Source organism: Bradyrhizobium sp. WSM4874 (assembly GCF_055811835.1).
Genome location: NZ_JBVVPR010000051.1, coordinates 36,922 through 51,715, shown reverse-complemented (window position 1 = coordinate 51,715; position 14,794 = coordinate 36,922). Strand labels below are relative to the sequence as shown.

General features: G+C 63.3%; 14 protein-coding genes. 6 read left to right on the top strand and 8 right to left on the bottom strand.

Going from position 1 to position 14,794, the window contains the following annotated elements:
• Nucleotides 1–128 precede the first annotated feature (128 nt).
• From AC0L3P_RS33965 to AC0L3P_RS33940, 6 genes are all read right to left on the bottom strand, one after another.
• A complete protein-coding gene (locus AC0L3P_RS33965; RefSeq protein ID WP_275169917.1) occupies nucleotides 129–1,247 on the bottom strand; it encodes a cobalamin-independent methionine synthase II family protein in 1,119 nt (372 codons plus the stop codon).
• Nucleotides 1,248–1,266: 19 nt separating this feature from the next.
• Nucleotides 1,267–1,983 (bottom strand): ABC transporter ATP-binding protein, encoded by a 717-nt coding sequence (locus tag AC0L3P_RS33960; RefSeq protein ID WP_354254809.1) that lies wholly within the window; start codon nucleotides 1,981–1,983, stop codon nucleotides 1,267–1,269.
• Complete coding sequence (locus AC0L3P_RS33955; protein WP_473308632.1) at nucleotides 1,976–2,731, bottom strand: ABC transporter ATP-binding protein; 756 nt, start codon at nucleotides 2,729–2,731, stop codon at nucleotides 1,976–1,978. The genes AC0L3P_RS33960 and AC0L3P_RS33955 overlap by 8 nt, the downstream gene beginning before the upstream one ends.
• Entirely contained in the window at nucleotides 2,728–3,756 is a 1,029-nt protein-coding gene (locus AC0L3P_RS33950) for a branched-chain amino acid ABC transporter permease (RefSeq protein ID WP_473308631.1), read from the bottom strand. Before AC0L3P_RS33950 ends, AC0L3P_RS33955 begins: the two co-directional genes overlap by 4 nt.
• Nucleotides 3,757–3,764: 8 nt before the next feature.
• Complete coding sequence (locus AC0L3P_RS33945) at nucleotides 3,765–4,634, bottom strand: branched-chain amino acid ABC transporter permease (protein ID WP_007612509.1); 870 nt, start codon at nucleotides 4,632–4,634, stop codon at nucleotides 3,765–3,767.
• A 155-nt stretch (nucleotides 4,635–4,789) separates the two neighbouring features.
• Complete coding sequence (locus AC0L3P_RS33940; RefSeq protein WP_275169913.1) at nucleotides 4,790–5,980, bottom strand: ABC transporter substrate-binding protein; 1,191 nt, start codon at nucleotides 5,978–5,980, stop codon at nucleotides 4,790–4,792.
• A gap of 522 nt (nucleotides 5,981–6,502) precedes the next feature.
• Here AC0L3P_RS33940 and AC0L3P_RS33935 point away from each other — a divergent pair.
• Nucleotides 6,503–6,787, top strand: a complete 285-nt coding sequence (locus AC0L3P_RS33935) for a hypothetical protein (protein WP_354057963.1) — start codon at nucleotides 6,503–6,505, stop codon at nucleotides 6,785–6,787.
• A gap of 40 nt (nucleotides 6,788–6,827) precedes the next feature.
• Here AC0L3P_RS33935 and purU read toward each other — a convergent pair whose 3' ends face one another.
• The gene (purU, locus tag AC0L3P_RS33930; RefSeq protein WP_473308630.1) at nucleotides 6,828–7,691 is read right to left on the bottom strand and encodes a formyltetrahydrofolate deformylase; all 864 of its coding nucleotides are present in this window, start codon (nucleotides 7,689–7,691) and stop codon (nucleotides 6,828–6,830) included.
• A 141-nt stretch (nucleotides 7,692–7,832) separates the two neighbouring features.
• Between purU and AC0L3P_RS33925 the strand changes: the two genes are divergently transcribed.
• Both AC0L3P_RS33925 and AC0L3P_RS33920 read left to right on the top strand, forming a co-directional pair.
• Entirely contained in the window at nucleotides 7,833–8,672 is an 840-nt protein-coding gene (locus tag AC0L3P_RS33925) for a uroporphyrinogen-III synthase (RefSeq protein WP_473308629.1), read from the top strand.
• A 128-nt stretch (nucleotides 8,673–8,800) separates the two neighbouring features.
• Nucleotides 8,801–10,063, top strand: a complete 1,263-nt coding sequence (locus tag AC0L3P_RS33920) for an MFS transporter (protein ID WP_473308628.1) — start codon at nucleotides 8,801–8,803, stop codon at nucleotides 10,061–10,063.
• On the opposite strand, the gene AC0L3P_RS33915 is transcribed toward AC0L3P_RS33920, so the two are convergent.
• The gene (locus AC0L3P_RS33915; protein ID WP_106946375.1) at nucleotides 10,060–10,734 is read right to left on the bottom strand and encodes a Crp/Fnr family transcriptional regulator; all 675 of its coding nucleotides are present in this window, start codon (nucleotides 10,732–10,734) and stop codon (nucleotides 10,060–10,062) included. The two genes, AC0L3P_RS33920 and AC0L3P_RS33915, sit on opposite strands and share 4 nt — an antisense overlap.
• Nucleotides 10,735–11,067: 333 nt before the next feature.
• Here AC0L3P_RS33915 and AC0L3P_RS33910 point away from each other — a divergent pair, with 333 nt between their 5' ends.
• From AC0L3P_RS33910 to AC0L3P_RS33900, 3 genes are all read left to right on the top strand, one after another.
• Nucleotides 11,068–11,889, top strand: coding sequence for an ABC transporter ATP-binding protein (locus AC0L3P_RS33910; protein ID WP_027519023.1), 822 nt, complete (start codon nucleotides 11,068–11,070; stop codon nucleotides 11,887–11,889).
• Nucleotides 11,886–13,817, top strand: a complete 1,932-nt coding sequence (locus AC0L3P_RS33905; RefSeq protein ID WP_473308627.1) for an AMP-binding protein — start codon at nucleotides 11,886–11,888, stop codon at nucleotides 13,815–13,817. The genes AC0L3P_RS33910 and AC0L3P_RS33905 overlap by 4 nt, the downstream gene beginning before the upstream one ends.
• Nucleotides 13,818–13,898: 81 nt before the next feature.
• Nucleotides 13,899–14,792, top strand: a complete 894-nt coding sequence (locus tag AC0L3P_RS33900) for a branched-chain amino acid ABC transporter permease (RefSeq protein ID WP_473308626.1) — start codon at nucleotides 13,899–13,901, stop codon at nucleotides 14,790–14,792.
• Nucleotides 14,793–14,794 lie beyond the last annotated feature (2 nt).

Sequence of the window (14,794 nt, the reverse complement as noted above, 5' to 3'; positions counted from 1 at the left end):
ACGCCAAGGCGGCAACTCCGAGTCTTCGCCAAACTACGTCCTGTGGTTATCGGTCCCGGCCTTCGCCGGGACGACACCGAGGGTGTTGCACCGGTTAACCGTCACTCACGAGACGGGCTGCGTAGAGCTCAATTGCCCCACACTTCCTTTGCGATCTCGACGGCGAGGCTGAGCTTGGCCCACTGCTCCTCTTCGGAGAGGACGTTGCCTTCCTCCGTCGACGCAAAACCGCACTGCGGGGAGAGGGCGAGCTGCTCCAGCGGGGCGAACTTGGCGGCTTCCTCGAGACGGCGCTTGATCGCGTCCTTGTTCTCGAGCTCACCGAACTTCGAGGTGATGACGCCGACCACGACGACCTTGTTGCCCTTGGGCAGGAAGCGCAGCGGCTCGAAGCCACCGGCACGGTCGCTGTCGTACTCGAGGAAATAGCCGTCGTAATTGGTGCCGGCGAGCATGGTCTCGGCAACCGGCTCGTAGCCGCCTGACGAAATCCAGGTCGAACGGAAATTGCCGCGGCAGACATGCGTCGTCACCACCATGTCGGCGGGCTTCTCGGCCAGCGCGTAGTTGATGACGCGCGCATAGATCTGCTGGAGGCCCTCGGGATTGTCGCCCCGCTCCCGCGCCTTCTGCAATTCGTCCGGCGAGCAGAGATAGGCCCACACGGTGTCGTCGAATTGGAGATAGCGGCAGCCGGCGTCGTAGAACGCCTTCACGGCCTTGCGGTAGGTCTTGCCGAGGTCCTCGTAGAAGGCGTCGAGATCGGGATAGACGTCCTTGGAGATCGCCTTGCGGCCACCGCGGAAGTGCAGCACCGCCGGCGAAGGGATCGTCATCTTGGCGGTGACGTGGGCCTGGTCGGCGACCTTCTTCAGGAAGCGGAAGTGATCCAGCATCGGGTGGTCATCGGGGAAATCGAGCTTGCCGATCACCCGCACCGCGTCATGCCGCGTCTCGACGCCCGCGAACTGGATGCCCGTGTCGGGGTGGAACATTTCGCAGCCGGTGAGCTTGGCCAGGAAGTCGAAATGCCACCAGGAGCGGCGGAATTCGCCGTCGGTCGCGAGCTTCAGGCCGAGCGAGGCCTGCTTATGCACGACCTTCTCGATCTCCATGTCCTCGATCTTGCGCAGATCGTCGGCCGAGATCTCGCCCTTCTCCAGCCTGGCGCGGGCTTCCTTGATCTTGGCGGGACGCAGGAGGCTGCCGACCTCGTCGGCGCGGAAGGGGGCTTTGGTTCGCTGCATTTCTTACTCCCAGTTATTTTTAATGGGCCGCCGCCCCTGCGACGCCGAGGTGGCGCTCGAGGACCGACGGGTCGGCCTTCAGCGCGGCGCTCGGAGCGTCGTGGACGATCGTTCCGCGCTCCAATATCACAACACGGTCGGCCAGCCCCAGAATCTTTTGGGCATTCTGCTCGACGATGATCGAGCAGATGCCGCCCGCCCGCGTGATGGTCCCGATCGCTTTCAAGAGCTCCTCGACGATGATGGGGGCGAGGCCCTCGGTCGGCTCGTCCAGGAGAAGCACTTTCGGATTGAGGGTCAGCGCGCGGCCGATCGCCAGCATCTGCTGCTCGCCGCCGGAGAGCTGGTTGCCGAAATTGCTACGCCGCTCCTTCAGCCGCGGGAACATCTCGTAAACCCTCTCGACGGTCCAGGGGCCGGGCTGGGCCACTGCGGACATGTTCTCCTCCACCGTGAGAGAGCGGAAGATGTTGCGCTCCTGCGGCACCCAGCCGATCCCGGCGCGCGCCCGCTGGTCCGGCCGCAAGGTCGTGACGTCGGTACCACCCAGCCCGACAGTGCCGGAGAAGCGACGGGTGACGCCGACGATGGAGTTGATCAGCGTGGTCTTGCCGGTGCCGTTGCGCCCCAACAGCGCCAGCACCTGACCTTCGGCTAGACGCAGCGACATGTTAGGCAGCACCACGGCCTCGCCGTAGCCGGCTCGAAGCGAGTCGATCGCGAGCAGGTCAGACATTAACCGCCTCCTCGCCGAGATAGACCGCCTTGACCTGCGGGTCGCGCGCAACCTGCTCGGGCGGGCCTTCGGTGAGCAGCGCGCCGGAGACCAGGACAGAGATGCGGTCGGCGAAGGAGAACACGAGGTCCATGTCGTGCTCGATCAGCAGCACGGTGACGTCGCGCGGCAGGCTGCCTACCACGGCGAGAATGTCGTGGCGCTCGCTCTCGGGCACGCCGGCGGCGGGCTCGTCCAGCAGCAGCACGCGCGGCTTGGCGGCGATCGCGACCGCGATCTCGAGCAGGCGCTGCTTGCCGTAAGGCAGCGTTACGGTCTGTTCGTTCATGACGTCGAGCAGGTGGAAGCGCGTCAGGAGGTCGGCGATCTCGCCGTTGACGTCGCTGCGCGTACCCATCCGCCGCCACCAGTCGCCGCCATGGCCGAGGCGCTCTGAGACAGCGAGACCGATGGTCTCGAGCGGGGTCAGGTCGGGATAGAGCTGGTTGATCTGGAAGGTGCGCGACAAGCCGCGCAACACGCGCTTGTGCACGGGCAGATCCGTGATGTCCTGGCCTTCGAGCAGGATGCGGCCCGAGTTCGGCTTGAGCACGCCGGTGAGCTGGTTGATGACCGTGGTCTTGCCGGCGCCGTTCGGGCCGATCAGCGCGTGACGGGCGCCTTGTTCGATTTTTAGCGACAAGTCGCGAGTGACACGCAGACCGCCAAACTGCTTTTCGAGACTTTGGGTTTCGAGCGCGATGGTCATGCGTCGCTCTCCGGCACGGCGACGACGGCCTTGCGCCCGGCTATCTGCCTGATGACCAGATTGGGCACATACAACATCCAGCGATGCAGTCGCTGCCGGCCGATAAGGACGATCACGACGAGCACGAGGCCGATCCAGAACTGCCAGTATTGCGGGGTGATGGTCGAGAACAATTCCTGCAGCATACGAAACAGCACTGCGCCGATCAGCCCGCCGTAGAGATAGCCGGTGCCGCCGATCACGAGCACCAGCATCAGGTCCGCCGAGCGCTCGAAGGAGAACACATCGAGCGAGGCGATCGCGGTGGTCTGGGTGAACAGCGCGCCTGCGATGCCGGCATAGAACGCTGCGAGCGTGTAGATCGCAATCAAGCGGCGGTTGACGGGGATGCCGATAGCGGCCGCGCGCAGCGGGTTGTTCTTGATCGCGCGCAATGACAGTCCGAACGGCGAATGCACGACGCGGCGGGCGAACAGGAACAACAAGAACAGAACGGCGAGCGAATAGAAGAAGCCGGTCTTGCCGAACATATCGAATGGGATCTCACCGAAGATCGGCTGCATCTCGATACCCTGCAGGCCGTCGGTGCCGCCGGTGATGTTGGAGAAGCGTTCGGCCAGCGCCTCGAGCAACAACGCGATGCCGAGCGTCACCATCAGCCGCGTCAGGTCGACGCCGCGGATCACGAGGAAGCTGGTGGCGAAGCCGAGCACCATCGCGACAAGGCCGGCGACGACAAGCGCAAGCACGGGTTCGTTGATGATTCCGTGCAGCGCAAGAAGCCCCGCCGCGTAGGCGCCGACGCCGAAGAAGGCGGCATGGCCGAGCGAGACGATGCCAGCGTAGCCGAGGATCAGATCGAGCGACATCGCAAACAGCGCGAGCCGCAGGATGTCCGTCATGATCAAATAACGCGTGGGAAATACGAAGCCGCAGGCCAGCACGATCAGCCAGAAAGCGGCCTCGCCATAATGCCAGCGGGCCTTGCGCTGGGCGTGATAGCCGACGTCGGAGGAGACGCTCATCGGCGAACTCAACGCGCGGCCGTGCGGCCGAACAGACCGTTCGGGCGCCAGATCAGGATCACGATCATCATGGTGTAGATCACGAAAGGCCCCATCTTCGGGACGTAATATTTGCCAGCGACGTCGCCGATGCCGAGCAGCAGCGAGGCCAGAAACGGGCCGGTGATCGAGGACGAGCCGCCCACGGTGACCACGATCAGGAAGTAGATCATGAATTTCAGCGGAAAGTACGGGTCGAGGCCGAGGATTTCGGCACTCAGCGCGCCGCCGAGACCGGCCAGGCCGCAACCAAAGGCAAATGTGAAAGCGAACACCTGCGGCACGTTGATGCCGAGGCCGCTCGCGGCGCGGGGATCGTCGACCGCGGCGCGCAGACGGCTGCCGAACCGCGTCTTGGCCAGCACCATCTGGAGACCAATGGTGAGCAGCCCGCAGATCACGATGATCATCAGGCGGTAGCGGCCGATGCCGACTCCGAACACGTCGAACTGGCCCTGGAGCGCTGCCGGCAAGTTGATGAAGACCCGCGAGGAGCCCTGGATGTAGTCGACGGCCGCGACCGACATGAACGTGAGGCCGATCGTGAACAGCACCTGATCGAGATGGCTGCGCGCATAGAGGTGTCGGTACAGCGTGCGCTCGAGCACGATGCCGATCGCAGCAGAGGAGACGAAGGCAAGCGGCAATGCAGCGAAGAATGGCCAGCCCATCCGGTTGACCAGCACCATGCAGACATAGCCGCCGGCCATCGCGAAGGCGCCATGGGCGAGGTTGACGAAGTTCATCAAGCCGAGCGTGACCGCGAGCCCGCAAGCCAGCACGAACAGCAGCATGCCGTAGGCAACGCCATCGAACAGGTTGGTGAGGATTGAGGTCATCGTCTCAGCTTGGAGTTATCGTCATGGCCGGGCTTGTCCCGGCCATCCACGTTCTTGGTTCGGCTCTCGCGTCGTTGCCCGGGTCAAGCCCGGTCATGACGAGAGTGGCGGGCGAGATCCCCGATGCGCGCTCGGGGATGACGCGCTTTCGCGCGTTACTTCTTAGTCTTGCCGAGATCCTTGACGGCCTCGAAGGTCGCGAACTCGACGTTATAGAGCTCGCCGTCGACCTTCTCGACCTTCCGGATGTAGATGTTCTGCACGATGTCGCGGGTCTCGGGGTCGATCGAGATCGGCCCGCGCGGGCTCTCCCACTTCTGGCCCTTCATGGCTTCGACCAGCTTGGTGCCGTCGGTGTCGCCATTGGTCTTCTTCAACGCTTCGTAGATCAGGTGAATGCCATCATAGCCGCTCACTGCCATGAAGCCCGGCCGGTTTCCGTACGCCTTCTTGTAGGCCGCGACGAAATCCTTGTTCATCTGCGAGGGATGCGCCGCCGAATAGAGGTGCGCGGTGACCGTGCCCAGCACGGCGTCGCCCATGTTGTTGAGGAGATCGTCGTCGGTCACGTCGCCCGGTCCGATCACCTTAATGCCGGCCTTGTCGAGCCCGCGCTCGGCATACTGCTTCATGAAGTTGCCGCCCTGGCCGGCCGGCACGAACACGAAGATCGCGTCAGGCTTGGCATCCTTCATACGCTGGAGGAACGGTGCGAAATCCGGATTGGCAAGCGGCGTCTTCACCTCTTCGACCACCTCGCCGCCACCGGCGGTGAAGTTCTGCTTGAAGAAGTTGAGCGCGTCATTGCCCGGCGCGTAGTCCGAGGTCAGCGTCGCCACCTTCTTGATGCCGTTTTTCACCGCCCAGTCGGCGATGATGGTGGAGGATTGCGCCAGGGTGAAGCTGGTGCGCACAATATAGGGCGAGCGCTCGGTGATGATGGAGGTGCCGGCCGCCATCACGACTTCCGGGATCTTGGCTTGCGTGGCCAGCGGCGCCGCCGCGAGCGCGGCCGGCGTCACGCCGAAGCCGGCGATGAAATGGACCTTGTCGTTGACGATCAGCTCCTGCGCGGCGGTCTTGGTTTTGTCCGGAATCGCAGCATCGTCCTTGAGGATGATCTCGATTTTCTTGCCGGCGACGGTGTCGCCCTTCTGCTGCATGTAGAGCTTGATCGCGTTCTCGATCTGCTTGCCGGTCGAGGCCTGGCCGCCGGTCATCGGCAGGATCAGGCCGACCTTGACGCTGTCCTCAGCCCTGGCCGGAGCGATGGCCGCAAGGCCCGCGATGGCGGTAGCTGCAGCGGCCCAAATAGTCGTACGAGACAGTTGTTTGCGTTCGAACATCAGATGTCCCTCCCCTTCATTCCTGATCTCTTGTGCGCCGGACCGAGTGCCCGGTCCTTAGGTTTAGCTCACGCACGCGTGATGTCGCGCGCCACATGGCGTCTTTCGCGCCCTTATTGTCAATCGGACGTTTGGCGACCATTCGGCGCAAGCCGAGCGTTCCGATTGTCGACGGCAGAAGCGATATCGGGTCACGTCCGGGTAACCTCGGCATCGTGACTACGATCACCTTCATTTGTACGATTGTACAAACAAAATGGACCTGTCAACGAAAAAGCTTCATCTCCAATCAAGCCACTTTGTCGCGAGCTCTTGCAGCAGTCTAGAAACGCAGCCAGCCGAGGGGATGGAGGATTTCGTCTTTTGTTTGCAGAATTTGCACATCGGCCAAGGCTCGGGGCCGACATACTCCGGTAGCACGTTACCTACCTCGAATAAGTCTATTTTACCTGTTGAAGGCTACTCTCCCGGTGCCAGCCTGACTTGGCGTCCAACACGATTGATCGCGCGCGCCCCCGTACAATGCCCAGATTCTTCCGTTCCCTCCTGATCCTCCTCGCGCTCTCCGCGGGCCTGTCCGGCTGCGGCACCGTCAACGAAAAGCTCTCGTCCGGCATGGGCGACTACGTCCCGCAATGGGCCGGCGGCTTGCCGGCGGACGCCCCGCCGCGGGCGGGCACGCCACAATACGATGCCTACATGAAGGAGCGCGAGCGCAAGCGGCTGATGCCGGCAGCGGATCGCGAAAAGGAAGAGCAGGCGCAGAAGGGCGCAACGGGCTCGGCCTCCGGCACCGCGGTGCGTTAAGTCGTGCCCTCTCGCCGCTTGCGGCGAGAGGTGGGCCAAATCAATCCACGAACACCACGGTCTTGCGGCCATTGAGGATGACGCGGTCGTTGAGATGGTAGCGAATCGCGCGCGCCAGCACGCGGCGCTCGATATCGCGGCCCTTTCGGACGAGATCCTCGGGGGTATCGCGGTGGCTGATGCGCTCGACGTCCTGGTCGATGATCGGGCCCTCGTCGAGGTCGCGCGTGACGTAATGCGCGGTGGCGCCGATCAGCTTGACGCCACGCTCATGGGCCTGGTGATAGGGTTTTGCGCCCTTGAAACCCGGCAGGAATGAGTGGTGGATGTTGATGCAGCGTCCCGACAGATTTGCCGAGAGATCGTCCGACAATATCTGCATATAGCGGGCAAGCACGACGAGATCCGTCCCGGTCTTGGCGACGAGGTCGAGGATCTGCGCCTCCTGATCGCGCTTGGTCTCTTTCGTAACAGGCAGATAGTGGAATGGAACCCCGCCGAAATCGAGCCCGTCATAGACCTCGCGCGGATGATTGGAGACGATTGAGGCCAAAGTCATCGGCAGCTCGCCGGTGCGCCAGCGATAGAGGATGTCGACCAGGCAGTGGTCGGACTTCGATACCAGCAGCATCACCTTGCGAAGCGCGGCGCGATCTCGCATCTGCCATTCCATGCCGAAACGCTCGGCGATCGCGGCAAAGCCGGTCTGGAGCGCCGACAGCTCCACGGCGAGATCGGCGGCGGTGAACACCACCCGCATGAAGAACTTGTTGGTCTCGATGTCGTCGAACTGCTGGGCGTCGAGAATGTTCTGTCCGTTATGGGCCAGGAAAGTCGACACCGCCGAGACGATGCCGGGACGATCCGGACAGGACAGGGTCAGGACATATTGATGATCTGGCATGGGCCTTGATGAAGGTTTGGGCAACGGCTGCGGAACGATCCGCGATCGCGCCCTGCTCTATCACCGACCCCACCCTTGCGCCAATCCCGACGGTGGAGTCAGGATGAACGCACCATTGCTTTGACTGACCGGAGTAGGCTCATGGCCGACCGTTTGAACGGCACCCGCATCCTGATCCTCGAAACGCGCGAGGAGGCGCAGTTTTCGAAGCTGCTGGCCGAGCAAGGCGCCGAGGTCGTGCAATGCCCGATGTTCACCATACAGGATGCACCGGACCCCGCCCCGGTCGAGGTCTGGATCCGCCGTGCCATCGACAAGCCCTTCGACGATCTCGTGCTGATGACCGGCGAAGGACTGCGGCGGATCATGAAGCTCGCCGTCGCGCGAGGGCTCGATCAGGCCCTCGTGGCGGCGCTTGCCGGATCGCGGAAATTCACCCGTGGCCCGAAGCCCGGCAAGGCACTGCGCGAAGTCGGGCTCGAGGCGCAGCAGACCACGGAGAAGCCGACCACCGAGGGCGTGATCGAGATGTTGGGCAATCTCGACCTGAAGGGGCATCGCCTCGGCCTCCAGCTCTATCCCGACAAGGATCACAGCGCGCTGACCGATGCGCTGTCGGCGCAAGGGGCCGAGGTCGATAGCGTGCTGCCCTATGCCTACGATTCCAAGGCGGCGGATGCCAACATCGTCACCGCCATCGACGACATGGCCGAAGGGCGGATCGATTCCATCGCGCTGACCAATCTCGGGCAGGTCCGCCGGCTGATCGAAGCCGCGAAAGCCCACGGCAGCGAGGCGAAGCTGCGCGCAGGTCTCGAGCGGACGCTGATCGCGTCGGTAGGACCGGCGGTCTCGGGCGAGCTCACCGCGCATGGTTTGCGCACGGACGTCTCGCCGGCCGACGAAGCCTATTTCATGCGGCCCCTGATCTCGGCCATGGCGACGGCGCTCGCGGAGCGGAAGCAAGCTCCTGCGCGTTGATCGCGCGTCATCGGCGAGCATGGCACTATGCGGCAGCGCCGATTGACACCGGGATCGCCGGGGTTACCCTGCGAGAAGAAAACGAATAACAAAGGGCAGAGAATCGCCGTGAAACCAGTAGTCGGGTCTTGAGCACGACCATACGTCTTTCCGCGCTCGCGCCATTCCGCATCCGCAACTATCGCTTTCAATGGCCGTCCGATCTGCTCACCTCCTGGGCATTCGAGATCGAGACGCTGGTGCTCGGCTGGTACATCATGGTCGAGACCGGCTCGGTGCTGCTACTCACCGTGCTTGCGTCGCTCCAGTTCGTCGGGACGTTGGTGGCGCCGGTGTTCGGCATGGTCGGCGACCGCATGGGTCATCGCGATCTCCTGGTCGCGATGCGTCTTGCCTATATGGTGCTCGCGTCGACCATCATGATTCTGGCGCTGACCGGTCACCTGACGCCGCTAAGCGTCATGATCATCGTCGCAATCATGGGCCTGATTCGACCCTCGGACCTCGGCGTTCGCGGCGCGCTGCTTGCCGAGATCATGCCGACCGAGCAACTGGTGGGCGCCATCAGCGTTGCGCGCACGACCCAGGACAGCGCGCGCATCGCCGGCGCGTTGACGGGCGCCGGGCTGTTTGCCGTCCTCGGCATTGGCCTCGTTTACGTGGTGATCGTCTGCCTCTATCTCGCGGCCGCGCTGCTCATGCTCTGCCTGACCCGGCCGGAAAGGACCATTGCCACAACTCATCTTCCGGCGGACAGTCGCGCCGTTTCGAGATTGCTGGTCGATTTGAAGGAAGGGATCGTCTACGCCTGGAATGGCGCGGGAATGCGCGCGGCGCTGTGCGTCGCCTTCCTCGCCAACCTGACCGCATTTCCTTTCACCGGCGGATTGCTGCCCTACATCGCGCGGGATATCTTTCATACCGACCAAACCGGCCTCGGTTATCTCTCGGCGAGCTTCGCCGTCGGCTCCCTGATCGGCTCCATCACGCTCAGCCTCGTCAGCGGATTGCGCATTGCCCGGCTCCTGATCGGCGCGACGCTGGCCTGGTACGCCATGCTGCTGGTGTTCGTCGAGATCAGGACGATGCCGGTGGCGATGGCCTGCCTCGTGCTCGCCGGCATCGCCCAGAGCATGTCGATGATATCAGCTGCCGTCATCCTGATGCGGACGGCCAGCGCACACCTTCGCGGCCGCGTCATGGGCGTGCGCATGATGGTGATCTACGGCCTGCCGCTCGGATTGCTCGCGGCCGGCAGCCTGATCGACATCATCGGCTATTCCGCGACGGGGTCGCTCTATGCTGTATCGGGGTTCATCGCAATGATGGCGATCGCGGTGCGCTGGCGCGCTGACCTCTGGCCGGTGCACGCCCCCGCCAATGGACGCTAATCCCCGTACCCGCGCAATCGCTCGATATCGAGGATGGTGACGCCGCCATATTCCAGCCGGAGCAAGCCTTCTTTCTCCAGCCGGTTCAGCGCGCGGTTGGCATTCTGGCGGGACATGCCGGAAAGCGCGCCGATCTCTTCCTGGGTGATCTCCAGATGCGCGGTCGATTCCGGATAGAGGATCGGATTGAACAGCGAGGCGATGCTGCGGGCAAGCCGCGCGGTGGCATCCAGCGTACGGTTGACTTCGAGCATGCCGATGAACTGGCCGAGCCGCTCGTTGAGCTGGCGCACCAGGAAGCGGTTGAAGCCGACGCTGTTCTCGAACAGCCACATGAAGGCGCTACGTTCCATCAGTGCGACACGGCTGTTGCGCAGCGCGACCACATCATAGCGGCGCGGCTCGTTCTTGAGCACGCTGCCTTCGCCGAACCAGGCGCCTGCCGTCAGCCCGGCAAGACTCGTCTCCTTGCCGTCGCGCGAGACCCCGCCCATCCGGGCAAGGCCGAAGACCATGCCGGCCCAATAGTCGAACGTGTCGCCGCGCATGAAGACGGTCTCGCCGGTGCCGTAGGACCGCTCCGTTATCCCGGCGCGAGCGACCTCGATCTCCGCTTGCGTGAGCTCGCGCGACCAGGCAGCGACGCGCTTCAGTTGATCTTCTGAAATCATGATCCCGAAGCCAGCCGCACCGTGCGTCACTCCTTATTCTGCTGCAATGCAGCATGATCTTTCCGACCACCATCCGACGAAAGATGGAGGATGCTCCCATCCAAAAACTTTGTCGCAGAATTGTCAGCCGGGAGACATTTCAAAATAGCGCTTTCCCCTATTGAGGACCACCTCGGGCGATGCGGCTTTTGATCCCAAACGGGAACGAGAGCGGCGCGGCTCCGGTCGAGACCATCTGCTGCATGGCCTCACCGGCACGGCCGTACTAGGATCGCCCTATAGAACGGACGAAGAGCGCCACTGAATGCGCCATCACCGGGAGGGTTCTGTTTGGTGGCTACCAGTCTTGAAGTGCGCGGCGTGTCCTTGCGATTCGGCGGCGTTCGTGCGCTGACTGATGTCGGCTTCGCCATCAGGGAAGGCGAGCTGTTCTCGATCATCGGCCCCAACGGCGCGGGCAAGACGTCGATCGTGAACTGTATTTCCGGCCGCTACAAGCCGACCGAAGGCCAGCTGTTCTACCAGGGCCGCGACATCACTGGCCTGACGCCCAACGCGCGGGCGTCGCTCGGCATCGGCCGCACCTTCCAGAACCTGGCGCTGTTCCACCACATGAGCGTGCTCGACAACATCATGGTCGGCCGCCATCACCTCCTGAAGAACAATTTCCTCACGGGCTCGCTGTACTGGCTCACCGGCGCGCGCAAGGAAGAGCTCGAGCATCGCCGCAAGGTCGAGGAAATCATCGACTTCCTCGATCTCCAGTCGGTGCGAAAGGCGCAAGCCGGCACCCTCTCCTATGGCCTGCGCAAGCGCGTGGAGCTCGCGCGCGCCATGGCGCTGGAGCCGCGCCTCATACTCCTCGACGAGCCGATGGCCGGCATGAATTTCGAGGAGAAGGAGGATATGGCCCGCTACATCGTCGATCTCAACGAGGAGTTCGGCATGACCGTGGTGATGATCGAGCACGATATGGGCGTGGTGATGGACATCTCCCACCGCGTCATGGTGCTGGATTTCGGCCGCAAGATCGCCGAGGGCGACCCGGCCGCCGTGCTCGCCGATCCCCACGTCAGGCGCGCCTATCTCGGCGAAGAGGACGAGGTGCTGGTCGATCCTGACGATGCTCCGCCGGCGCAGGAGAGCGCGGCATGATGGATTACGCAGGCCGCGTCGCGCAGGCCGACACCTATCCGAAGATGCTCCGGCTCAATGCGAAGGAGTACGGCAACGAGATTGCGCTGCGCGAGAAGGACCTTGGGCTGTGGCGCCCGTTCACCTGGAACGCCTACCAGAGGCGGGTGCGCGATTTCGCGCTCGGCCTCGTCGAACTGGGCCTTGGGCGCCAAGACGTCATAGGCATCATCGGCGACAACCGGCCGGACTGGGTCGCGGCGGAAATCGCCACTCATGCGGTTGGAGGCTTGAGCCTCGGGCTCTATCGCGACGTGCTCGACGAAGAAGCCTCGTATCTCCTCAATTATGGCGAGGCGCAGCTCGTTTTCGCCGAGGACGAGGAGCAGGTCGACAAGCTGCTCACGCTCGCCGACCGCGTCCCAAAGCTGAAGCACATCATCTATTCCGATCCACGCGGCATGCGGAAATACGATGATCCGCGTTTGATGTCGGCGGAGACGTTTGCCGAACTCGGGCGGGCGCGGGCGACGCGCGAACCGGAGCTTTACGACCGGCTGGTGGACGCGACCAAGGGCGAGGACGTCGCGATCCTCTGCACGACGTCTGGCACCACCTCGCATCCAAAGCTCGCGATGCTCGCCGCCGGCCGCGTGCTCGGCCATTGCGCGACGTATCTGGCTTTCGACCCGAAGGGGCCGGACGACGAATACGTCTCGGTGCTGCCGCTGCCCTGGATCATGGAACAGGTCTATGTACTTGGCAAAGGCCTCTTGTGCCGGATGAAGATCAACTTTGTCGAAGAGCCCGAGACCATGATGAGCGATCTGCGCGAGATCGCACCGACGTTTGTCCTGTTTGCACCGCGCGTGTGGGAATCGATCGCCGCCGACGTCCGCGCCAGGGTGATGGACGCAACGCCTTTCAAGCAAAGCCTGTTCGACATCGGCATGAGGAGCGGGCTTGCCGCGCTCGAACAGGGCCAGCGTTCCGGCTTTGCCGACGCGATCCTGTTCCGCGCGTTGCGCGACCGCCTCGGCTTCACCCGCCTGCGTTCAGCTGCAACCGGCGGCGCGGCACTCGGGCCCGAGACATTCAAGTTCTTCCAGGCGATGGGCGTGCCGCTGCGCACGCTCTACGGCCAGACCGAGCTGCTGGGGGCCTACACGCTGCATCCCGCGGGCAAGGTCGATCCCGACACCACCGGCGTGCCGATGGCCGACAGCGTCGAAATCCGCATCGACAATGCCGATGTTCACGGTGTCGGCGAGATCGTGGTGCGGCATCCCCACATGTTCCTCGGCTATTACAAGAACCCGGAGGCGAGCGTCGCCGACGTCAGGGACGGCTGGATGCTGTCCGGCGACGCTGGCTATTTCAACGCGAACCGCCAGCTCGTGGTCATCGACCGCATCAAGGATCTCGCCGAGACCTCGCGCGGCGAGCGCTTTTCGCCGCAGTTCATCGAGAACAAGCTGAAGTTCTCGCCCTATATCGCGGAAGCCGTGGTGCTTGGCGCAGGCCGCGACGCGCTCGCGGCGATGATCTGCATCCGCTACTCGATCATCTCCAAATGGGCGGAGAAGAACCGGCTCTCGTTCACGACCTACAGCGATCTCGCCTCGCGGCCCGAGGTCTATGCGCTGCTCAAGAAGGAAGTCGAGACCGTCAACGCCACTCTGCCGCAGGCACAGCGCATCTCGCGCTTCCTGCTGCTCTACAAGGAGCTCGACGCCGACGACGGCGAGCTTACCCGCACGCGGAAAGTGCGCCGCAGCGTCATCAACGAAAAATACGAAGGCATCATCGACGCGATCTACCGCGGCCAGGCCGACATCCCCGTGGACACTGTGATCCGGTTCCAGGACGGCACCACACAGCGCGTACGAACAATGCTGAGGGTCGTGGATCTGGGTGGACCGGGCCAGCTCGCGGAGGCCGCGGAGTGAGCACGCTTTCAAACGGGCGTACGCTGCCAGTCGATACACCCTTCTCCCCGCAAGCGGGGAGAAGGTGAAGGATAGCATAACATGAACACCGCCTTTCTCATTCAGCTCCTGGTCAACGGCCTCGTGGTCGGCACGCTCTATGGCGTGGTCGCGATGTCGTTCGTGCTGATCTACAAGGCCACGCAGGTCGTCAATTTCGCGCAGGGCGAACTCTTGCTGGTCGGCGCCTGGGTGTGCTGGACCCTGCTCGCGAAATATCAGGTGCCGTTCTGGATCGGCATGCCGATGACGCTGATGTTCATGTTCGTGTTCGGCATCGCGGTGCAGGTTCTGATCCTGCGGCCGATGATCGGCGAACCCATCATCTCCGTCATCATGGTGACCATCGGCCTGTCCACCGTGCTGCAGGCGACGCTGAAATGGATGTTCGGCGTCAATCCGCAGCCGTTCCCGCGCGTGTTCGAGAGCCAGTCCGTCAGCCTGTTCGGGCTTCAGATCCAAACCGTCTATGTCATGAGCCTCGTGGTCTCGATCGCGATGATGATCGGCATGGCTTGGTTCTTCCGCGCCTCAAAGTACGGGCTTGCGATGCGCGCCACCGCGTTCAACCAGCAGGTCGCGCAATCTCTCGGCATTTCCGTGAAGAGCGTGTTCGCGATGGCTTGGGCGATCTCCGCAACGGTGTCGGCGGTGGCAGGCGTCGTTGTTGCCGTCGTGAACGGCGTATCCTCGGGCCTCGCCGCTTACGGCATTAAGGTGTTTCCGGCGGCGATCCTCGGCGGGCTCGATTCCGTCGGGGGCGCCGTGCTCGGCGGCATCATCATCGGGTTACTCGAGAACATCGCGCAATATGTCGACAGCGAATACCTTCACTGGGGCAATCTCTACGAGATCGCGCCGTTCTACGTCCTCATCATCGTGCTGATGATCAAGCCCTACGGCCTGTTCGGCACCCACGACATCGAACGGATCTGATA